A 22,162-nucleotide genomic window follows, 5' to 3' on the forward strand; every position below is an offset into this window, starting at 1 on the left:
TAGCGTTTTCTCATCGTCATAATCCTCAACAGGTTATAGTTATCTGTTGAGGAATAACTTTAACATCCTAAGTTATTTTATTGAAGGAGTACTAGTACTCTATCAATATGATATTGCCGGGTTCAGTGAGCTTGTCAGTGTTCATGGCAAGGCGTGTCTTGCAGGAAATAGTTGTTCTATTACAAAAGACACAACGTAGTCCATGGACGCTGACAAGCTCACCCACAGGGCGTTGCCGTGGTGTCCTGCAGCCGTGTTACAGTACTTGAAAAGGGAATAACCCTTTCCCGCGTACTGTGCCTTGCTCCATAACACCACGGCAACGCTGTACCTGGCAATATCATATTGATAGAGTACTAGATCAGTGCGGCACTTGTCGTTTTATACGATGTGTCTGTGTTTCGCAATACAGATGACCGCATTTATTATATTGTTGAGTGTCTATTACCAGCAACAATTTCTTTTACGTAGTTTGGTAGTGCAAATACACCTGAATGCGTTTCGCCGTTGTAGTATTGAAGCTGTTGAAGATTGCGTGAATTGATACGGTTATCAATTTCATCTGCTGTGAATGCTTTTGGATCAAGTTTATTGGAACAGACAGCCAATGCCCATAAGGCACCATAAAGCGGAATATACATCGTATATGGTCGCACAATTTGAAAAACCTGATTCAGCCGATGCGAGATTTCAGCTACGCGGGAAGGATGTGCTGTTGGTGAGCCAATATGCAGCGTCATCAGACCCTCTGGTTTTAGTGCCTGGTTGCATTGATAAAAAAATTCCTCAGAATAAAGCGCCGCTGCCGGCCCGACCGGATCATTAAGATCCAGTGCGATGAGATCAAATTTATCCTGTGTGTTACGCAGAAACTGTACGCCGTCATCGACAACCACCCGTAAACGGGGATTGTCGAATACACCGTTGTGCACTGCTTGAAAATGCTGCTTGGCGATTTTAATAACATCCTCATCTATTTCAACCATCGTCACCTGTTCCACGGATGGATGTTTCAAAGCTTCTTCGGAGGAACCGCCGTCACCACCACCTATAATAAGTACATTTTTCGGCGCTTCGAGAATTGTCAATGCAGGATGAATCAGGTTTTCGTGATAGATAAACTCTTCCTGCTCTGATGTCATATTAAAATCGTCCAGGCGAAAAACTTTGCCATATTGCGGCGTGTCGTAGATTGAGAGCTTTTGATATTTTGTACGCCACTCCCCAATTTGGCGGCTGGCCTTAACATAAAAGCCAGTAGTATCGTTCAGAGGCTCAACAAGTGTGTGCTCACCGCGTTCGATTTCATGTTTGGCGATTTCAGCTGGATGGAAGTAATCAATGATCGCATCAAACAGTTTATGTGCTTTGTTGCTATTATTTGCACTGTAATTACAGACATAGACATCCAGCGTTAATCCATTGTTTTCCGGCCAGGTATGAATAGCCAGATGAGATTCGGCTAATACAACGGTACCTGTAAAGCCGGAATCGTCAAATTGCTTGAATGTGGCATCCATCACGGTTAATCCGGCTGCATGAACCATTTCGATACAGTGGTCTTTAAAATCGACGCCATTGAGCAGTCGCGACGGATCGCAGCGACAACCACTTAAATCGCCAATCAGATGCAAACCGTTCATGTCTGCAACTCCTGATTCAATGGCTGGTACAGTTCAAGACGATTTGTTGAATGTAAAATTTTGAAGTTACTGCTTTGTGGCAGAATCTTGGGATCTTCGTTTTCGTTCAATTCGTGCAAAACCCAACGTAGGGAACTGATACTTAAACACAGTCACCTGGTTAAGAATTCGGCTTCGACCGAGCGTATGTTTGTTTTAGAAACCCTTTGAAAATTTTTTGAGTTTCGTAAAATCCATAAAAGGAAAAAGCGGAATTTTACTTGGAACTTGCACGAATTGGAATACGTGTATTATTTTTTCGTTACCGCCTTACTAGGAGTAGTTATTAATGTTATAGTTAACACATTGTATTATATGATTATTTAGGGTTGTCTGTGCTGAATGCGCTGATATAGATTGAAATATTTTTCAGCGCTCTTATGCCAGGTGAAATTTGCACTCATACAGTTTTTGATTATTTTTTGCCATATTGCGGGTTTGTTAAAAAACTGATGCGCTCTGTTAATTGCTGCGTTTAATGCAACCACCGTCGGCTGGTTAAACACAAATCCTGTAGCAGTGTTGTCGGCAATTGTTTCTTCAGTAGTATCAGTTACTGTATCGACAAGCCCTCCAATATGGTGTACTACGGGAACCGTGCCGTAGCGCATGCTGTAAAGCTGATTCAATCCGCACGGTTCAAAGCGTGAAGGCATCAAAAACACATCAGCGCCGGCTTCGATCTGGTGGGCGATTTTTTCATCGTAACCGATATTGACAGCAATTCGGTCCGGGTATTTTTTCGCAAGATTGACAAATTTTTTCTGATAACGCTGATCACCGGTACCTAAAAGACAAAATTGTAGTGGTTTGGTTTTAATGGTTTTGAGAAATTCAAGGATTAAATCGATACCTTTTTGTTCGACAAGCCGGCTGACGCAGCCCAGGACGAATGCGTTATTATCGGCGGGCAATTGATACAGTTGCTGCAATGCCGCTTTGTTTGCTTTTTTTCTGGTGAGTGAATTCGCAGTATAATTTTGAGCGATAAGCTGGTCTGTCTGGGGATTCCAGATTTTATCGTCAATTCCGTTGACGATCCCTGAGAGTACCTGTTGTTTGTATTGCAATAATCCTTCAAGACCGTAGCCCATTTGAGGTGTTTGTATTTCATTTGCATATTGTGCACTGACCGTGTTGATACGATCGGCAAAAACAAGACCGCCTTTGATAAATGACAACTGACCATGAAACTCCAGTGCCTCGGGCGACCAAAGTGTGGCAGGCAGGCTCAGAGCGCTAAACGTACTGTACGGAAACAGACCCTGATATGCAAGATTGTGTATGGTAAATAAACAGGACGGCGCATTGGGTGTTTGTTTTAACAAAGCCGGTACGAGCCCGGTCTGCCAGTCATTACAATGTACAATGTCCGGGTCCCAGTCCAGTTGCATTCGATTCAATGCAACCTGCTCAATAACCCTGCTGAACAAAGTAAAACGCTCTGCGTTATCAGGCCAGGTATCGCCGTTTGCGTCAATATATGGGTTCCCTTTGCGTGTGAAAGCGGAAGCATGTCCGACAAGCCATACCTTGACCCGGCTGTTGCCAAGGCGTGCAGAATACAGTGTGATTTTTCCTGGAATACCTGGCAGGTATCTTTCCGTTAATGGTTTTATTTGAAGATTGCTTTCCAGGATATCGCCGTAAGCGGGCAAAATAACCCGAATGTCGCATCCTAGTTTCTGCAGGGCGATTGGCAGAGCACCAGATACATCGGCAAGTCCACCGGTTTTTATAAGTGGGTGCGCTTCGCTGGTTGCAAATAGAATCTTGAGTTTATGTTGTTTTGTGCTCATGAAAAAGATACGACGTAAAGGGTTGCACATGCCATAATAAAGTATCAGTTGCATTATACATTTGATGGAAAACGATACAATTTTCAAGTTTTTCTGAAATAGCCGCCGGTGGCCTCACTGCCACTGCCAGAAAAAGGAAAAAGCGAAGGGAAGACATGATGAAAGCAGTTTATTTTGAAAAAGGCGGAACATCTGAGGTATTACAATTTGGTGAGAGGAATTTTCCCGAACCCTGTGGAGAGAATCAGGTGCTTGTAAGCATCAAAGCTGCGGGAATCAATCCGGTTGATTGTAAAATCCGTGCCGCTCCAGATCGTTTCCCAGTCTCTTACCCTGTGATACCAGGATGTGACGGAGCCGGTATTGTAGAGGCTGTTGGTAACAACGTAAAAACTTTTAAACCGGGGGATTCAATTTATTTTTCACAGCCTGGTTTCAATCGCCGTCAGGGCACCTATGCCGAATACGTGCATGTGGATCAGGCGCTGCTGGCGAAAAAACCAGAATCGTTATCATACCAACAGGCAGCAGCAGCCCCCCTGGTGTTGATCACGGCATGGGAGGCACTGCATGGACGTGCGCGCATATCTGCCGGACAGACAGTTTTAATTCACGCAGGCGCTGGTGGTGTGGGTCATGTGGCAATTCAGCTGGCGAAACTTGCCGGCGCGCATGTGATCACCACTGTCAGCAGTGACGAGAAGGCCGAGTTTGTCAAACGACTGGGCGCGGATAAGACGATTAACTATAAACTAGAGAATGTGTCTGAAGCAGTAATGCGGTGGACCGACGATTCCGGCGTGGATATAGCGCTGGATACAGTGGGCCCATCGGTGTTGCAAAATTGTTTTAGTTGTGTGAAACCCTACGGGGATGTAGTGACTATATTGCAGCCGGCTGCAGACACCGACTGGCGTGAAGCAAGGCTGCGTAATCTCCGTTTCAGTTTTGAATTGATGTTGACGCCGGTGATGCTGGAGCTTGACAGCGCAATGCAGCTACAGGGCGAAATTCTGCGACGCTGTGCAATATTAATGGAAGAGGGAAAGCTGACTGTTGAAATTGCGAAAACATTCGATCTTGCAGAAGCCGCCGTTGCCCAGGATTATCTCGAGAAACAGCACCCGCTAGGCAAGGTGGTGTTAATCATAGAGAAATAAGGGTCATGAAACGTATTTTGGTTACCGGCGCAACTGGACAAATTGGTTCAGAATTGGTGCCTGCGTTGCGCCAACGTTACGGAAGCGCTCAGGTAATTGCCGCAGGTCACCAAAATGAACCGCAGCCCGGTCTAGCTGACAATGGTCCGTATATAACGCTTGACGTGACACAGATCAAGGTAATTGATGCTGTTGTAAAACAATATAACATTGATACAGTTTTTCATTTGGCCGCGTTGTTATCGGCCAAGGCCGAAGAAAAACCGCAATTGGCCTGGAAAGTCAATATGGATGGTTTATACAATATTCTGGAAGTCAGCCGCGCAAACGGATGCGCCGTATTTTTTCCAAGTTCCATTGGCGCCTTCGGACCCGATACGCCGCGCGACAATACCCCTCAGGATACTTTGCAACATCCGAATACCATGTATGGCGTATGCAAAGTGTCGGGTGAATTGTTATGCAATTATTATTATACACGGTTCGGTGTTGATACCCGTGGCGTGCGTTACCCGGGGCTGATCTCACATGAAACCATGCCGGGAGGCGGAACAACGGACTATGCAGTCGAAATATTTTATCATGCCATAAAAGAAAAACGGTATAACTGCTTTCTGAAGCAGGACACTTATCTGGACATGATGTATATGCCCGATGCCATTAGAGCGGCTATTGAACTGATGGAAACTGACGCAAACAGGTTGAAACACCGTAACGCCTTCAATATAACCGCCATGAGTTTTGCACCAAAAGAGCTTGCGGCCTGTATTCAACGGTTTATTCCCGAATTTTCGATGCATTATACTGTTGATCCTGTGCGTCAGGCTATAGCCGATTCATGGCCCCGTCATATGAATGACCGGGCGGCACGTGAAGAATGGGACTGGAAACCTCGGTATGACCTGGAAAGCATGACACAGGACATGATTGACCGCTTGTTGTTCAGACTGGGCGACAAACGCTTTTAATCAATCGCAGGGGATCATATGTCACTGGAAAAACTGAATGCCATTTGCACTGAGAAAGTGGATGCTATTAAGAACAGGGGTGTGCTAAAAGGCGCAGAGCGTGCTATCGCACGGATCAACTTACCCGATTGGGTGAAAAATGGCTCCCTGCCTGTTGGCGATGAGGATAATGCATTGGGACCGCGTTATTTTTTGGCTGCAGATAGCAACCCTTATCTGCTGATGAATTCAAATTCATATCTGGGGTTGTCCTTGCATCCGGCAGTCATGCAGGCAGAAGAGAAAGGTGTGCAAGAATTTGGTACCGGACCCGGTGCCGTACGCTTTATATCCGGCACGTATGTGCCGCATGTAGAGCTCGAAAACAGGCTTGCGGCTTTTCATCAGCGGGAGGCAGCAATGATTTACAGCGCGGCATATGCAGCTGTGTTGGGTGTATTGCCACCATTGATCGATCGTAATACGCTGGTGATCAGCGATGAGCTCAATCACAACAGTATCATTAATGCAATTCGATTATCACGTCCAGCGGAAAAAGCCATTTACCGACACCTTAATATGTCCGAGCTGGATCGTGTTATTGATCGTTACGCCTCGGGTAGACAGCATGAACCGGTAAAGATAAATCGGGTTCTGGTTGTAACCGACGGCATTTTCAGCATGCGAGGGGATCATGCGCCGTTAGCCGAAATTGACAAAATCTGTCGCAATTATGAGCGGTATTTTGATGAAGGCATTATCACGGTAGTGGATGATTCTCACGGTGTTGGTGCGTTTGGCACAACGGGACGGGGGGCTGAAGAATACACACAATGCAAAGTCGATATTTTGATTGCAACGCTGGGCAAAGCGCTGGGCGTTAATGGCGGATATGTAGTTGCCAGTAACGCAGTGATCAATTATTTGCGCGAATCATCACCTTGTTACATTTATTCCAATCCTGTTACCCCGTCCGAGGCACTTGCCGCAAAAATATCTTTGGAAATACTTGAGAGCAAAGCAGGGCTTGAGCGATTACAAAAATTACGTGCTTTGACTTCACATTTTGAAGCCGGTTTGCAAGCGCTCGGATTTGAAACTATACCCGGAGAGCATCCGGTTACACCGTTGATCGTACGCGATAGTTCCAAGACGATGATGCTTAACAATTATCTGTTTGAGAACAAGATTCTTGCTACTGGCCTGAATTATCCGGTCGTCCCTCGGGGAGATGAGGAGATCCGTTTTCAGATCAACGCGAATCATACGACACGGGATATCGATTTTGTTCTGGAAATACTTGAAAATTTTACTGAGTAATCAGGTTTTTTCGGCATTGTTGCTGATTGCGCAATAGGCATAAACAGTCAACAATATGCCCACCAGGGCCTGCAGTCATAAAGGATATGCAAACACGCCCTGAAACTTGTTGAACAAATAAGATGAAAAACCTGCAGATCAGAAACTGTTAGCTTTGTACCCAGGGCAGTCCCGCGGCTTTCCATCCATAAGCTGTACCGCGATGTCCTTTATCATCTTTATCACCCTCGAAACCTTCGAGAATGTTATAACTGTCGCTAAAACCGGCTTCTGTAGCCATGGCAGCGGCATGGCCAGAACGTGCGCCACTGCGACAGATAAACAGTACAGGCAATTGTTTATCGATATGTTTGGCAAGTTCGCTGAGAAAGTGCGTGTTAGGCTGCATACTGGGGTAGGAGCGCAATTCTATTTCTTTGGCACCGGGTATGCGACCGACCCAATCCAATTCCGCGTGGGTGCGCACGTCCACCAGTTGTGCCTGTGTTGATTCTTGAAGTATGTGGTACGCTTCGATGGGGAGCAATGCACCTTTATAAGGCAGCCCCATCTCTCTGGCCCGTTGCTGAGCCTTAAGTAATAAAGTTTCACTCTTTTCCATATTGTATATTGTACAAAGAAAAATCTCCGGCAGATAGATATTCTCTATAATAATGCTATTTTCACAGATATGCAGTTCATTATGTTCACGAGTGCTTATGGAAAAAATTCGTTTATCCAAACTGATGGCTGAACAGGGTTTATGTTCACGACGAGAAGCCGACAATTATATCGAACGTGGCTGGGTTTTTGTGGACGGTAAACGTATCTTGGAAGTTGGCAGTAAAATATTTCCTGAGCAAAAGATCACACTGCACTCTGCTGCACGATCTCAACAGTCGAGGCTTGTTACCATTCTCATCAATAAGCCAGTCGGTTATGTTTCCGGCCAGCCTGAATCCGGATACCGGCCGGCAATTCAATTAATCAAGGCAGAAACTCAATTTCATAACAAAGGCATCAAAAAAAAATTCAAAGCGGAGCACTTGAAAAATCTTGCGCCTGCCGGCCGTTTGGATATTGACTCGCAGGGCCTGCTGGTATTTACTCAGGACGGTCGCACTGCCCGGCAATTAATCGGTAATGAATCATTTGTCGACAAAGAGTATCTGGTCAGGGTGAGAGGTCGTCTTTCTGAAGAGCAATTAGCATTACTCAATCATGGTTTGCGTCTGGATGGAAGAGCATTAAAACCGGCGCAGGTTAATTGGCAGAACAAAGATCAGTTACGTTTTGTGCTACAGGAAGGTAGAAAACGTCAGATTCGTCGTATGTGTGAACAGGTCGGCTTGCAAGTAACAGGACTAAAACGGGTACGTATCGGAAATGTCAGGCTCGGAAATCTGCCGGAAGGACGGTGGCGCTATCTTGAGACAGATGAGCAATTCTAGTGCAGCTTTACCAGGATATTTAGAGAGCAAGTAATGTGTTATCGCGGGGTGCTATATGACCTTTAATTATGGTAAACCCGTACACACATCTTTGGTGTTTTATGTACGACAATGACTAAATCGATAAATAAACAGTTCTATGAGGGCCCTGAAGTGTTAATCAGCGAATGCAACGGCGTGCGCTCTTTGCATTTAAATGGATCGATGGTTCAAAGCGCAATGCGGATTTCAGCACCCAATGAACTCGAGCTTGTATATACACAATGCATGATGGGTTTTTTATTGTTTCAACCTGATCCTGATCAAATTTTATTGATAGGCCTGGGAGGGGGTTCTTTGGCTAAGTTTATTTATCACAACCTGCCGAATACCAGGGTAACAGTGGTTGAAGTTAATCCGCAGGTAGTGACTGCAGCCTGTCAGTATTTTGAATTGCCACAGGAAAATAATCGTTTTGAAATTATTATCAGCGAAGGCGGTCAATTTATTGCCACACAGTCGCGTTCACCGGATGTGATCATGGTTGACGGGTTTGACGATGAATATCAGGCGCCATCCCTTTGCAGTCAGGAATTTTATGATCAGGCGCGGCAAATGCTGGCCAGAGACGGCATACTGGTGATCAACCTCCTCAGCCGCGATAAGAATGTTAAAACATTTTTAAGGAGAATCGAATTATCCTTTAAAGGTCAAATGATCGCGATGCTGTCAGAGATACGCGGCAATTTGATTGTGTTTGCCTTCAGAAGCAATCCGCGCAAGCATTCGTGGAAATCACTTCGTAAGACTGCAAATAAATTAGAAAAACAGTATGCATTACCTTTTACAGATTTTGTATCAAAAATGCAAAAATATGCCCAGTGAAAGATATTCGCACGCATTGCGCACCGGTTTTTATACTAATCGCTGCAGATACTGTATTGTAAAAAAATAGTATGGTACAGTACGTGCTGTCATTTTTCATAAACCAACAATATAATTGAACAATGGACTACAGTTACGAATCTGAACAAACAAAATTCATGCGGGAATTTCTGGAAAAAAATCCGAAAGTTAAGGAAAAACGCTTGACAGCCCGAAGTATCTGGTGGGATAAACAGCTTAATCGTGAGGAGCAAAAACGATTTAAAGAGTCGAGTGTTCCGCAGAAGTCATATGTATATTTTAGCCCGGACTCTGATAAAAGAAAATGAATTGATTTGGTGACATTTCACACCCGGCTAAATCAAGGGTGTCGTAGATATTGAAAACCGGCATTTTGTAAAAACATGCCGGTTTTTTGTTATACGTGTTGCAATCATAGACAGCACCCACCTATAATTTGTCAGTAATGTTTCACGTGAAACAGACATAATAATCGTTCAAATACTCAATATTCATGTAATTGAATCTGCATTTTATAATGAACAAGCAAGACTATGACGTTATCATCGTGGGCGGCGGTCACGCCGGAACCGAAGCTGCTTTGGCGGCTGCGCGAATGGGCTGCAGAACGCTGTTGCTCACGCATAATATCGATACAATTGGTCAGATGTCGTGCAATCCGTCAATTGGTGGCATTGGTAAAAGTCATCTGGTTAAGGAAATAGATGCGCTGGGTGGCGTCATGGCGCTTGCCGCTGATGAGGCTGGTATACAGTTCCGGGTTTTGAATTCGAGTAAGGGGCCTGCTGTTCGTGCCACACGCGTGCAGGCCGACCGCGTTTTATATCGCCAGGCAATACGCAAAAGAATAGAAAATCAACGCTGCCTCTGTTTGATACAACAGGCTGTAGACGATTTGATAATGATTGATGATCGTGTCGTTGGCGTTGTGACGCAGCTTGGAATAAAGTTTTATGCTAAAGCGATAGTACTAACTGCGGGTACATTTCTGGCTGGTCTGGCGCATATTGGAAAAACCAATTTCAAAGCTGGCAGAGCTGGTGATCCGCCTGCAATCACGCTCGCTCACAGATTGAATGAGATGAAATTGCCGGTTGGCAGGCTGAAAACCGGTACACCACCGCGTATTGATGGCCGTAGCCTTGATTTCAGTAAGTTGAAAGAGCAGCCTGGGGATACTCCGACACCCATCGTCTCATTCATGGGGCATACAGTCCAACATCCTCGGCAGGTGTCCTGCTGGATCACCACCACGAATCCAACGACGCATGAAATTATACATAATGGATTGCCCGAATCGCCTATGTTTACGGGTCAGATAGAGGGTGTCGGTCCAAGATACTGCCCATCGATAGAGGATAAGGTAGTAAGGTTTTCTGGTAGGGACGGTCACTCTATTTTTCTTGAGCCGGAGGGATTGGATACGCACGAGATTTATCCGAATGGAATTTCAACAAGCCTGCCATATGAATTTCAGATAGATATGATTCACTCGATAGCCGGGCTTGAAAACGCACATGTGACACGGCCGGGATATGCAATTGAATATAATTATTTTGATCCGAGAAATCTGAAGCGCTCTCTTGAAACCAAAACAATTTCAGGATTGTTTTTTGCGGGTCAGATAAACGGTACAACCGGTTATGAAGAGGCTGCCGCCCAGGGTTTGCTGGCCGGTATTAATGCTGCTTTAAGTGTGCAACAGAAACCGGTCTGGTGTCCGCAAAGAAATGAAGCCTACATTGGTGTTCTGGTTGATGATTTGATAACTTCGGGTGTTACTGAGCCTTACAGAATGTTTACCAGCAGAGCGGAATATCGCTTGCAATTGCGAGAAGATAATGCAGATTTGCGTTTGACAGAGACCGGCAGACGCCTTGGTTTGGTAGATGACGCAAGGTGGAAAGCTTTTGCCGACAAATATGAAGCGGTCGAGAGAGAAAAGCTGCGGTTGGACAGTTTGCGAATTTATCCCGGATCAGTGCCAGACGATTTGATAATACAGGTTGTGGGTAAATCGATTGATCGTGAATACACGCTGACTGAATTGTTACGACGCCCTGGTGTAAGCTATGCACAACTGATGCTGTTGCCCGGAATAAAGGTCGATGTGGATAATCAAGTTGCCGAGCAGGTTGAAGTTCAGATTAAATATCAGGGATATATCAAGCGTCAACTGGAAGAAATCAATCGTCAATCACAATTTGAAACAACGCCTTTGCCTGATGATTTGGATTATGCACTTGTCAAAGGGCTATCGAACGAAGTAAAGCAGAAATTAATTCTGCATAAACCTGAGACGATAGGCCAGGCCAGCAGAATTTCCGGTGTGACTCCGGCGGCAATTTCATTGTTGCTGGTACATATCAGGCGAAAATCAGGCCAGTCAGACTTGAAACAGAGAGCATGAAGCTTGTTGAGCAACTCGATCAGGGGTTATCTGAACTGAATAATCCTCATTCGATACAAAGACAAGATATGCAGGACCGGGTGATTCAGTATTTACTGCTGATAGAGAAATGGAACAAACGATATAATTTGACGGCAATTAAAACCATAGAAGGCATGTTGTATCAGCATATTATGGACAGTTTGTCGGTTGCAGCGTACATGCAGGGTCCTCAGATAGTCGATATTGGCAGTGGGGCGGGACTGCCTGGAATACCACTGGCAATAGCGCGTCCCGACTGGCAGATAGTATTGGTGGAAAGTAATCATAAAAAAGCCGCTTTTCTGCAACAAGTGAAAATTGAGCTCGGTCTCGTCAATATTTCGATTGCCTCGGTACGGGTCGAGAGTTTAACATTGAAGGATAGAATAAATTCCATTATTTCAAGGGCGTATGCGAGTTTGGGTGTTTTTTTAAAAACGACATGCCATCTGGTGTCAGCGGGCGATGTGCAGTGTCGATGGATTGCGATGAAAGGTAGTTGCTCCGACCAGGAGCTCAAGGAAGTCGAAACGCCTTTCTATGTTGAAAATAAAATTTCTCTGACTGTTCCGGGACTTATGGCAAAACGGGAATTGATTATTATTGGCCGATCGACCGGGTCATCCGATCCGGATCAGGGGTAGCTTTGGTAAAGATTTTAGCAGTTACAAATCAAAAAGGCGGCGTTGGTAAAACCACCACCAGCGTCAATCTGGCTGCGAGTCTGGCTGCGACAGACAAACAAGTCTTACTGATAGATCTTGATCCGCAGGCCAACGCAACAATGGGCAGTGGAACAAATAAGCTGACCGTAAAACATACAGTATATCAGGTATTACTCGGCGAGATATCAATCGAATCTGTGCGCGTCAACAATCTACAGGCTAAGTATGATTTGATTCCTTCGAACCGCGAGCTGGCCGGTGCCGAAGTTGAAATGGTGGCGCTTCCGAAAAGAGAAACGCGTTTAAAGACTGAATTGTCCAAAATCGAGAATGAATATCATTACATTATTATTGATTGTCCGCCGGCACTGAATTTGTTGACGCTTAATGGACTGTGCGCGGCACATGCAGTGATGATTCCAATGCAGTGTGAGTATTATGCATTGGAGGGGCTCAGTGATCTTGTCAATACGATCAAAAAAGTGCGTACAAAATTCAATCCAAAACTTCGTATCGAGGGATTGTTGCGTACCATGTTTGACCCACGCAATATACTGGCGCAACAGGTTTCTGATCAATTGCAGCAGCACTTTGGCAATAAAGTCTATCGTACGGTTATACCTCGAAATGTCCGTTTGGCGGAAGCACCGGGTTTTGGAATACCTGTGCTGTATCATGACAGACAATCGAAAGGGGCGCAGGCCTATCTTGAACTGGCAAAAGAAGTATTGAATGTATGATCAATACTGTACAAATTATAGAAGGAAAATATTGAAGGAAAATGGCATGGCACGATTGAAAGGCCTGGGAAGGGGATTGGATGCATTGTTTTCCGGAAATGATGTTGGGGGTGACGGCGTCGCAGATAAATTGCAGGATGTCGAAATCACATCGGTAAAGCCCGGAAAATACCAGCCCAGAACCAATATGGATCAGTCAGCGCTGGAGAAACTGGCTGAATCGATCAAATCGCAAGGTATTATGCAACCGATACTGGTACGGGCAACCGGTGTTGACAGTTACGAGATCATTGCAGGCGAAAGGCGCTGGCGTGCCGCACAACTGGCAGGATTGACAGTAGTACCGGCAATAATCCGTGAAGTGGCAGATGAAACGGCGCTGGCAATTTCCTTAATCGAAAATATTCAGCGTGAAAACCTGAATCCTCTCGAGGAAGCAATGGGCATCCAACGCTTAATCGATGAATTTGGAATGACACATCAAACCGCTGCAGATGCACTCGGAAGTTCGCGTAGCGGGGTTTCTAATTTGCTGCGTTTGCTCAATCTGTCTGGGGCGGTACAGGAATTGATGATGCAGGGAAAAATTGATATGGGTCACGGGCGCGCTTTACTCGTCCTGACACCTGCTGAACAGATTGCGATGGCAAATCGGATAGTAATACAGAAATTATCGGTGCGCGAGACAGAAAAACTGATACAGCAGCGAAACAAATCACCCGTCTCGAAATCCAGAAAAATTGATCGTGACTTGCTGGCACTTGAGGAATCGGTATCAGAAAGACTTGGTACGCAGATAACGATTAAATCAGGGAAGAATGGTAAAGGCAATGTAGTAATTCATTACTCGAGTCTGGATCAGTTGGAAGATATATTGAACAAGCTTTAAAATAGACAGACCAATCACGTTATTTGATAACAGGAAAATTATGGATTCAAAACTACTCGATATTCTGGTGTGTCCTCTTTGTAAAGGCCCTTTGCTTTACAAAAAACAGGATAATGAATTGATTTGTAAATCGGATAGACTGGCATTTGCAATCAAGGATGGTATACCAATTATGCTTGAAGAAGAGGCTCGCAGAATACCAGATGAAGTGGAAATCAGTTAAAAGCGCGAGCTATGTTTCACCTGGTTCTCACCTGTAATTTCACTACAAAAAATCAACACCACACTCATGAATGTTAATACAGGTTTAAAGCCGCGCGTGGCTGCTGTTATGGGCGCGTTGATTGCGGATGCAGCTGCACTGGGCCTGCATTGGCTTTACGATCCAGAGCGGATCGCACAAATTGAACAAAATAAAGGATTGGTTTTTTTACAACCGCAGAATGAGCACTATGTCGATGCTGAAGGTTTTTTTGCACACGGAAGCAAAACAGTTGGCGATGCGTCAGGTTATGGTGAAACCTGTCTACTGATGCTGAGGCATCTGGCGGTTCATGGGGAATTCAAACGTGTCGAATTTCAATCCGAATACAGAAATCATTTTGGCCCAGGTGGCGCTTATACGGGTTATATTGACACACCTACGCGTCTGACATTGTTAAAATTGATACCGCTGACTCCACAAACGTATCCTGAAGTGTCCGGTGCCGATGATGATCAGTTTGCTGCACTTTCAACTGTGCCAGTCATCACTGCGGCGCATCATGGAACGCTAGATGCTTTGCTGGAAAAGATTGAGATTGTTGTGCGTCTGACAAATGATAACGAGATTGCGGTTGCAGCCGCAAAATATGCTGCTGCTGTGCTGCATAGTATACTGAGTGGTAATCCTATTGAAGCAGCATTAACTGTGTCTTTGCAGTATTCGGGAGAAAAACTGGCACCACTGCTTGATGAAGCGATTAATATAAAATCATTGAACAGTGTTACGACAGCAGCGCGATTTGGTTCTGCCTGTCATGTTTATGAGGGTCTTCCTGTTATAGCGCATATTGCCAGACTTGCGGTAAATTATCAGGAAGCTGTAGAAGCTAATATTCGAGCGGGCGGCGATAGCTGTGGGCGAGCAATTGTGCTTGGTGCTATTTCAGCTGCGCAGGCGGCCATACAGTACGATGGTGACAATGCAATTCCGTTATCCTGGCTGGCAAAATACAATAAACTTTCTGTAGCAGCAGATGCCTGCGTGCGCCTCTAGCCAATATTCTTCAAGTTCTGCTGAAGTGTTCACGTAGAACGTGCTGAATATCCTCAAAATGAAACTTTTCCGAAGAAACCAGGGCGGTTAATCTTCATTTTTAGAATCACACAAGCAACGAGTGTTATAATTGAAGATTTATCGTTTACCGTGGTGAAAATTGAATATGTCAATTGACATTCTTCAGGTGCCGAACGTTAAGTCACGGGATTATCGATCAGTATAATTATTCAGAATATAATCAGGGAGTAAGAATGAGTCACACGCTATATGAAACAAAAACTCAACGGGTTCAACGCTGCGAATTGGCTGTTCCAGGTTCAAGCCCGGAGATGTTTGAAAAAGCACTAAAAAGCGGCGTGGATTTTGTTTTTCTTGATCTTGAAGATGCAGTTGCGCCGGATGATAAGCTGCAGGCGCGTAAAAACATCATTCAGGCAATTAATGATCTGGATTGGAAAGGGCATGGTGTCACAGTGTCCGTCCGAATTAACGGGTTGGATACACAGTTTATGGTGCGCGATGTTGTTGATCTGGTTGAACAGGCCGGTGACAAAATCAATACGCTTTTAATTCCAAAGGTTGGCGTTTACGCTGATGTATATATGGTAGAAGCGATGGTCAGCCAACTTGAAATGCAGCAAGGTCTGAAAAATCGTATTGGCCTGGAAGCGTTGATAGAAACCGCTTTGGGCATGGCCAACGTTGAGGATATTGCATGCAATGGATCCAGAGGCAGACTGGAAGCGCTCCATTTTGGAGTTGCGGATTATGCGGCCAGTAACCGTGCCCGTACAACAAATATCGGCGGATTAAATCCGGATTACCCCGGGGATCAATGGCATTTTGCAATTAGCCGCATGACAGTGGCCTGCCGGGCTTACGGTCTGCGACCTATAGATGGGCCATTTGGCGACATCAAAGATCCCGAGGGCTATAAACTTGCGGCACGTCGTGCGGCCGCTTTGGGCTGTGAAGGAAAGTGGGCGATTCATCCAACTCAGATAGCATTGGCGAATGAAGTCTTTACACCACCCGAAGCAGAGGTCGAAAAAGCCAAGCGCATTCTTGCAGCATTAAAGGATGCGGCTGCACAGGGCAAAGGTGCCGCAGCACTGGATGGCCGTCTGATTGATGCAGCATCGGAAAGAATGGCCAGCAATGTGGTGAGAATTGCTGAAGCGATAGCCGCAAAAAAATAGCTTATACTCAAAGGCCGCGTCAAGCGGCCTTTTCACTAGGTGTTATAACAACCATACTGGTTATTTGATAAAGCCGGTATCAATTATTGTTAAGCCATCAATAACCATATGCGATTGACGAGGAAATTGAATTGAATATTCATGAATATCAAGCAAAAGAAATATTAGCAGGTTACGGCGTCAAAATTGCTGAAGGCGGTATCGCCTATAGTGTTGAGGAAGCCGCGCAACGTGCACGAGAAATTGAGGGTGATGTCTGGGTCGTGAAAGCACAAATACATTCGGGTGCTCGTGGCAAAGCAGGGGGTATCAAGGTCTGCAAAACACATAATGAAGTGGAGACGGCGGCCGAGGAATTACTTGGTAAAACCCTGGTTACCCATCAAAGCGGGCCAGCCGGTAAATTGTGCTCGCGGGTGTACATTGAAGCCGGCACCAAAATTGCCAAGGAAGTTTACCTGTCGTTTTTGATCGACCGTAGTACAGAGCGTGTCATTATGGTCGGCTCGGCGCAAGGCGGAATGGAAATCGAAACGCTGGCAAAAGAACATCCGGAAGCTATCGTGAAAATATACATTGAGCCAGCAGTTGGTTTACAGGATTTTCAGGCGCGAAAAATGGCGTTTGCTCTGGGTTTGGATTCATCGCTTTTAAACCATGCGGTTAAAACAATCAAGGGCTGTTATCGTGCATTACGTGATCTTGATGCAAATATTCTGGAAATCAACCCGTTGGTAGTTTCAAGCAATCATGAAATTATTGCACTCGACGCCAAAATGGCGTTCGATGAAAATGCATTATTCCGGCGGCATAAAATCGCTGAACTGCGTGATAACTCGCAGGTTGATCCGCGAGAAGTTGCGGCAGCAGAGGTCGGTTTAAGCTACGTAGGCCTTGATGGTGATATCGGTTGCATGATTAACGGTGCTGGTCTGGCAATGGCCACCATGGACATGATCAAGCTCGCTGGTGGTGAACCGGCTAATTTTCTCGATGTTGGTGGCGGTGCTTCTGCCGAGAGAACCGAAAAGGCTTTTCGTTTGGTTCTTGCGGATCAAAACGTTAAAGCCATGCTGGTAAATATATTCGCCGGTATTAATCGCTGTGACTGGATTGCAGAGGGCGTAGTCCAGGCGGTTAAAAATATTGGCATGCAGGTACCTTTAGTCGTGCGCTTATCCGGCACAAACGTCGAAGAAGGGCGCAGGATTATTGCTGACAGCGGGTTAAAAATTATTACAGCAGATACCCTGGCAGAAGCGGCCGAGAAAGTAGTGGCAGCGCGTAACCAGGTTGTTGCACAAGAAGGCTAGGAGCATAAAGTGGCGATATTAATAGACGAAAGTACACGTATTATAGTTCAGGGTTTTACCGGAAAAATCGGCACATTTCATGCCCAGGAAATGATTGAATATGGTTCCAATGTTGTCGGTGGCGTGACGCCTGGTAAAGGCGGACAGACGCATCTGGGTTTGCCGGTATTCAATACCGTCAAGGAGGCGGTACAACAGGTCGGTGCGGAGGCCAGTATCGTATTTGTGCCGCCGGCTTTTGCGGCGGATTCCATCATGGAAGCAGCGGATGCCGGTATTCGTTACTGCGTTTCCATAACCGACGGTATTCCTACTCAGGATATGATGACTGTTAAGAATTTCCTGCGCCGGTTTCCCAGAAAAGAACGTATGATGCTGACAGGGCCGAATTGTGCAGGAACAATCAGTCCCGGCCGTTCCATGTTGGGGATCATGCCGGGGCATATTTATTCACGTGGAAATGTCGGCGTTGTGGGACGATCTGGTACATTGGGTTATGAAGCCGCCGATCAGATGCGTTTACTCGGAATCGGTATTTCTACTTCTGTCGGTATTGGGGGCGATCCGATCATTGGCAGCTCGCATCTGGATGTGTTGCAAAAACTGGAAAAAGATCCTGAAACCAAGGTTGCGCTCATGATAGGCGAAATCGGTGGCCCGATGGAAGTGGATGCCGGTATTTTCTTTAAGGAGAACATGACCAAACCTCTGGTAGCGTATATTGCAGGGCTGACTGCGCCGGAAGGGCGCCGTATGGGTCATGCAGGTGCAATCATTTCTTCTGCAGGTGAAAGTGCGGCCGAGAAAGTAGCTATCCTCAAGGAATTAGGCGTTACCATATGCCCTACGCCTTCTCTCATGGGACAAACAGTTGCCGAGGTAATGGCTAAACTGTAATTGTTCGTTTTGTATTGTGTCGTTTTGGTGGGGTATTCGTTCTGATCGGATTCCGCTTCATGTAAAGCTTGAATATTTATTGCATGCGTCACGGACGCACTAACTTTAATGACCTGGGTCTCTGTAACGATGATCCCCGCCAGAAGGTTTTTTTGACCACGCAAGGCATAGCGCAGGCGCAATCGGCTGCATTGGCGCTTCGCAGCACTGTACTTGATCGCATAATCGTATCGCCGCTTCCCCGTACACGTCAAACAGCTGAGATTGTTAATCGTTTTCATGACGTGCCTATCGTAACGCATAGTGATCTGAATGATATTCGCTCGGGTTTTGATAGCCGGCCGGTATCGGATTATTTCAAGGCAATTGCTGACGACCCTTTGCATAAGCGGGTAAATGAAGGCGAATCCCTGCTGGATCATAAAAATCGCGTTCTGAATTTTTTAGAATGGTTGAAAACCCAGCGGGATAAAGCGCTACTGATCGTCGCGCATGAAGAAACATTGCGTGTTTTTATCGCTTACTTTGAAGGTGGTATTGAAGACCAACAGCTCAGGGATATTCATGTGGGCAATTGCGAAATCAGGCATTTTGAATTCGGCAAATGAAAGATTTCGAAACGGTTACATTGTCAGCAAACCGTCCGTGTAATATATACTGTTCAATTATTTAGCTGAATGGGTTCATTCAGCTTGGACACTTACCCAAAATTTTTTAATTCCTGGTTTACGCGAGCCGCCGTAATTGCAAAAGTTATGTGAGATTTACCACAGATCATTGAGTATGGATTGGCTAAATTAGTAGTCAGTCCGGCAGGCAACGAGCTTCTTTACTCGGTAATTCTGCCGGATATTCCAAGGTTACTACGACAAAAGGAGTCAGTCATGAAATATGCGACGATAAAAGGTATTTTGGTCTTGCTGATTATGTTATATATGCATAATGCGACGGCCGGTTCTGCTTTGTACAGTGCGATTGTGACAGCCGAGAAAGCTGGCGTGGTCGACCAGACCAATATAACGGCACCCTCTTTCCATGCTTGTGAAATCCGGAAAGGTGATGTCATCAGCGATTATATCGCATCAGGTTTTACCATTCTTAATGCATCAAGCTGTGTTCCTGTTCTAGTACGACTGCCGGAGCTGATAATACCTGAATGGAATCCCCGCTGGCCTGTACCTCCGGTATGTTTGAGTTGCCCTCCCTGGGATCTGAGTATTCTGGAAATACTGGATCCATATCTGGCGGAACAAGTAAAGGAATTGAGTCAAAAATATCGCGTCAATGAATACATGAAGGCATTGCGCAACCTGCAAAGCGAATTCGACCTGGAGGGATTTGACAAGGCACTGGAAGAATTGGACGCGCAGCAGCGGTTCAAATAATTCCCGAGTAGTCGCGTTATAAGTGGTGGAGCCGCCGGCTGAATGCCGGCGGTTTATTACAAAAGTTGTAGTATGCGTGATACCAGAATTCAAAACGGGTAGCCTGATATTCGACTGGCAAGCGATAGAGACTGTTCTTGTTTGTGGCAGTTATGCTGTTATGGAACTGTCTGATGACCAGCGTTTAAAGCTATGCTGGCTTACAGGTTCAAATACAGCATCGCGTTCGTTATAATGATAATGTTCGACAAGGATGGTCGTGGCTGAAAGCGTAATCAGATTAAAGGAGTTTTTTTCCCGCTCGAGACCGCGGCCCCGGCAGGAAGTTGTCGTGCCGCATTGGACAATAATGATACCGTGGTCACGATTTTCTCCTGCATATACGTCAAGCGAGTGGCCTACATAGGCGCGATGCAGATGTCCTGCCAGTACTACATCGACCCGCATGCGCGTGAATGCCTCCAGCGTACGCTTTGCCTGTGGCATTGGTCGCGTACGTTCGAATGTTGGTGCCGGCACCAGATGGTGGTGCATGACCACCACCTTGAATTGATTTTCTGATGCTTTTGTGAAGGTCTGTTCACAGAATTGCAACTGTTTCCGGTTTAGACGGCCGTTTTTGATGGCCCGGTACGGTGCGGTAGAATCCAGACCAACGATAATCGCGTCCTTAACACTCAACTGGGAATCCAGGGCATCATTGATATAGTGCTGGTATAGTGTATACGGACTCAGCATGCGTTCCCAGATGCGGTATAGCGGTATATCATGATTGCCGGGTACGACAACGCGAGGCGTTGGCGGCAAATAACGCAAAAACTGCTGTGCTGCTTCAAATTCCTCTGGTTTGGCGCGATGCGTAAAATCACCACTGATTGCGATGACGTCAGGCGACAACGCATTAATCTGCGCCAAAACAACATCACTCACTGTGGGTAAAAAATGCTTTCCAAAATGCAGATCTGATAAATGAAGAATTGTTGTCATCGATTCTCAGAAAGATGCGTTTATCTGTTTACATTTAGTGTCTCATTTGAAGATGGCTGAATCTCTCGCCTTTATCCAAAGTTAAGTTCAGGGGTAAGTTTATAGCACATAGGCTTGAATATTTGTAGCAACATGATGTTCAGTCGGTTTCATGTCGAATCCAGAAAAATAGCATGTTTTAATTTTCTATTTGAATAATAAGGACTAAAAAGATCTCGGTTAATATTGAGGCTTGGCGTATAGTCCGTCTAATCGTCCGTATCCAGTGAATCTACAACGCGCAGGGCCGCTTTTTTTAGATGGAGTTTTATGGGAGCGTCCAGCCGGATCAGCTCTCCATCGATAACCGCATGGGTTGAATCCGAATCTACGTTGATGACAATATCTTTTACCGCGCGTACGTCGAGACGGCTGGCGTATTCGATACGGTCCGTCCAGGCATACAATATTGCTTCCAGTAAAGTTGGCAATCTGACGTCAGTGGGCGCTATGATCATTAGACGTCCTTCATCCAGCCGTTCACGGTGAACCAGTGAGGTCATGTCAAATTTGTAGCGATTATTCGCAATCAGAAAGACGGGAGAGCTGATATCGTCACCTTTGTCTGTGCGCCAGGTAAATGAGCGTCTGGATTGATGGCGCAGCAACACTTTAGTCAGAGCGTAAGCTGTGGCAATCAATTTTGGGAATCGCTGTGAAAATCGTATAACACCACGATATCTTACGACACGGGGATACATTCCAAGGGAAACATTATTCAGAAAATAATGGCTATTCACGCAACCAACGTCTATTTGCCGGCTTCGATTACTATTCAATAGAGGTAGAAATTCCTCCAGACGCACGGGAAGATCCAGATCTTTGACAAAATGATTCATCGTACCCAGAGGCAGAGGAAACAGTACAATATTCGTGCCGATCAAGTGCTGGATGGTGTGGTTGATTGTTCCATCACCACCGCCGACAGCGAGTTCATTAATGTTACCGTCATCGACCAGCTGTTGAATATATGCCGACAGATCTGCAGGATCAAGCCAGTGCAGTTGAACAGATCTATTAACCCTCTCTAGCGTTTCGAGCAAACGCGTGTGTCCCATTTTTTTCGCTGTACCTGCCTTGCGATTGACAAGAATTAGCAAGGGTTCTGATGTCATAATGATTATTGCCGGTAA

22 protein-coding genes are annotated in these 22,162 nt (G+C 45.6%); 17 read left to right on the forward strand and 5 right to left on the reverse strand.

Going from position 1 to position 22,162, the window contains the following annotated elements:
• Positions 1-425: 425 nt before the first annotated feature.
• Positions 426-1,643 carry a polyamine aminopropyltransferase gene (gene speE / locus BMY62_RS13765; protein WP_090661199.1) on the reverse strand — a complete coding sequence of 406 codons (1,218 nt, stop codon included), beginning with the start codon at positions 1,641-1,643 and terminating at the stop codon, positions 426-428.
• Between the two features lie 362 nt (positions 1,644-2,005).
• Entirely contained in the window at positions 2,006-3,481 is a 1,476-nt protein-coding gene (gene glgA, locus BMY62_RS13770; RefSeq protein WP_090661275.1) for a glycogen synthase GlgA, read from the reverse strand.
• Positions 3,482-3,636: 155 nt separating this feature from the next.
• Between glgA and BMY62_RS13775 the strand changes: the two genes are divergently transcribed.
• Genes BMY62_RS13775 through BMY62_RS13785 form a run of 3 tightly spaced genes read left to right on the forward strand, consistent with a single transcriptional unit; the run spans position 3,637 to position 6,908 of the window.
• On the forward strand, positions 3,637-4,641 hold the full coding sequence (locus BMY62_RS13775; RefSeq protein WP_256207633.1) for a zinc-dependent alcohol dehydrogenase family protein: 1,005 nt from the start codon (positions 3,637-3,639) through the stop codon (positions 4,639-4,641).
• 5 nt (positions 4,642-4,646) lie between these two features.
• The gene (locus BMY62_RS13780; RefSeq protein WP_090661203.1) at positions 4,647-5,609 is read left to right on the forward strand and encodes an NAD-dependent epimerase/dehydratase family protein; all 963 of its coding nucleotides are present in this window, start codon (positions 4,647-4,649) and stop codon (positions 5,607-5,609) included.
• A gap of 18 nt (positions 5,610-5,627) precedes the next feature.
• Entirely contained in the window at positions 5,628-6,908 is a 1,281-nt protein-coding gene (locus tag BMY62_RS13785; protein WP_090661206.1) for an aminotransferase class I/II-fold pyridoxal phosphate-dependent enzyme, read from the forward strand.
• Positions 6,909-7,056: 148 nt separating this feature from the next.
• Here BMY62_RS13785 and BMY62_RS13790 read toward each other — a convergent pair whose 3' ends face one another.
• Complete coding sequence (locus BMY62_RS13790; RefSeq protein WP_090661278.1) at positions 7,057-7,509, reverse strand: rhodanese-like domain-containing protein; 453 nt, start codon at positions 7,507-7,509, stop codon at positions 7,057-7,059.
• A gap of 97 nt (positions 7,510-7,606) precedes the next feature.
• Here BMY62_RS13790 and BMY62_RS13795 point away from each other — a divergent pair, with 97 nt between their 5' ends.
• From BMY62_RS13795 to BMY62_RS13860, 14 genes are all read left to right on the forward strand, one after another.
• The gene (locus tag BMY62_RS13795) at positions 7,607-8,338 is read left to right on the forward strand and encodes a pseudouridine synthase (protein WP_090661208.1); all 732 of its coding nucleotides are present in this window, start codon (positions 7,607-7,609) and stop codon (positions 8,336-8,338) included.
• Between the two features lie 111 nt (positions 8,339-8,449).
• Positions 8,450-9,202 carry a polyamine aminopropyltransferase gene (locus BMY62_RS13800; RefSeq protein ID WP_090661211.1) on the forward strand — a complete coding sequence of 251 codons (753 nt, stop codon included), beginning with the start codon at positions 8,450-8,452 and terminating at the stop codon, positions 9,200-9,202.
• A gap of 122 nt (positions 9,203-9,324) precedes the next feature.
• Positions 9,325-9,531, forward strand: coding sequence for a DUF3460 family protein (locus BMY62_RS13805; protein WP_090661214.1), 207 nt, complete (start codon positions 9,325-9,327; stop codon positions 9,529-9,531).
• Between the two features lie 209 nt (positions 9,532-9,740).
• Positions 9,741-11,633, forward strand: a complete 1,893-nt coding sequence (gene mnmG / locus BMY62_RS13810) for a tRNA uridine-5-carboxymethylaminomethyl(34) synthesis enzyme MnmG (RefSeq protein ID WP_090661217.1) — start codon at positions 9,741-9,743, stop codon at positions 11,631-11,633.
• Positions 11,630-12,298, forward strand: a complete 669-nt coding sequence (rsmG, locus tag BMY62_RS13815) for a 16S rRNA (guanine(527)-N(7))-methyltransferase RsmG (protein ID WP_090661219.1) — start codon at positions 11,630-11,632, stop codon at positions 12,296-12,298. The genes mnmG and rsmG overlap by 4 nt, the downstream gene beginning before the upstream one ends.
• Positions 12,299-12,300: 2 nt before the next feature.
• Positions 12,301-13,059: a ParA family protein gene (locus BMY62_RS13820; protein ID WP_090661222.1), complete on the forward strand. Its 759-nt coding sequence runs from the start codon at positions 12,301-12,303 to the stop codon at positions 13,057-13,059.
• A 46-nt stretch (positions 13,060-13,105) separates the two neighbouring features.
• Positions 13,106-13,948, forward strand: a complete 843-nt coding sequence (locus BMY62_RS13825; RefSeq protein ID WP_090661225.1) for a ParB/RepB/Spo0J family partition protein — start codon at positions 13,106-13,108, stop codon at positions 13,946-13,948.
• 40 nt (positions 13,949-13,988) lie between these two features.
• Positions 13,989-14,171 (forward strand): Trm112 family protein, encoded by a 183-nt coding sequence (locus BMY62_RS13830; RefSeq protein WP_090661228.1) that lies wholly within the window; start codon positions 13,989-13,991, stop codon positions 14,169-14,171.
• Positions 14,172-14,237: 66 nt separating this feature from the next.
• The gene (locus tag BMY62_RS13835) at positions 14,238-15,206 is read left to right on the forward strand and encodes an ADP-ribosylglycohydrolase family protein (protein ID WP_090661231.1); all 969 of its coding nucleotides are present in this window, start codon (positions 14,238-14,240) and stop codon (positions 15,204-15,206) included.
• Between the two features lie 254 nt (positions 15,207-15,460).
• Positions 15,461-16,408, forward strand: coding sequence for an HpcH/HpaI aldolase/citrate lyase family protein (locus tag BMY62_RS13840; RefSeq protein WP_090661235.1), 948 nt, complete (start codon positions 15,461-15,463; stop codon positions 16,406-16,408).
• A 131-nt stretch (positions 16,409-16,539) separates the two neighbouring features.
• Entirely contained in the window at positions 16,540-17,721 is a 1,182-nt protein-coding gene (locus BMY62_RS13845; protein WP_090661238.1) for a malate--CoA ligase subunit beta, read from the forward strand.
• 9 nt (positions 17,722-17,730) lie between these two features.
• Positions 17,731-18,618: a succinate--CoA ligase subunit alpha gene (gene sucD / locus BMY62_RS13850; RefSeq protein WP_090661241.1), complete on the forward strand. Its 888-nt coding sequence runs from the start codon at positions 17,731-17,733 to the stop codon at positions 18,616-18,618.
• Positions 18,619-18,686: 68 nt separating this feature from the next.
• Complete coding sequence (locus BMY62_RS13855; RefSeq protein ID WP_218142990.1) at positions 18,687-19,226, forward strand: histidine phosphatase family protein; 540 nt, start codon at positions 18,687-18,689, stop codon at positions 19,224-19,226.
• Between the two features lie 276 nt (positions 19,227-19,502).
• Positions 19,503-20,003, forward strand: a complete 501-nt coding sequence (locus BMY62_RS13860; RefSeq protein ID WP_090661246.1) for a hypothetical protein — start codon at positions 19,503-19,505, stop codon at positions 20,001-20,003.
• 150 nt (positions 20,004-20,153) lie between these two features.
• On the opposite strand, the gene BMY62_RS13865 is transcribed toward BMY62_RS13860, so the two are convergent.
• Both BMY62_RS13865 and BMY62_RS13870 read right to left on the reverse strand, forming a co-directional pair.
• Positions 20,154-20,990, reverse strand: a complete 837-nt coding sequence (locus tag BMY62_RS13865) for a metallophosphoesterase family protein (RefSeq protein ID WP_090661248.1) — start codon at positions 20,988-20,990, stop codon at positions 20,154-20,156.
• A gap of 248 nt (positions 20,991-21,238) precedes the next feature.
• Positions 21,239-22,144, reverse strand: a complete 906-nt coding sequence (locus BMY62_RS13870; RefSeq protein ID WP_090661252.1) for a diacylglycerol/lipid kinase family protein — start codon at positions 22,142-22,144, stop codon at positions 21,239-21,241.
• Positions 22,145-22,162: the final 18 nt, after the last annotated feature.

The sequence above is a fragment of the Nitrosomonas marina genome (assembly GCF_900111605.1).
Lineage (GTDB): Bacteria > Pseudomonadota > Gammaproteobacteria > Burkholderiales > Nitrosomonadaceae > Nitrosomonas > Nitrosomonas marina_A.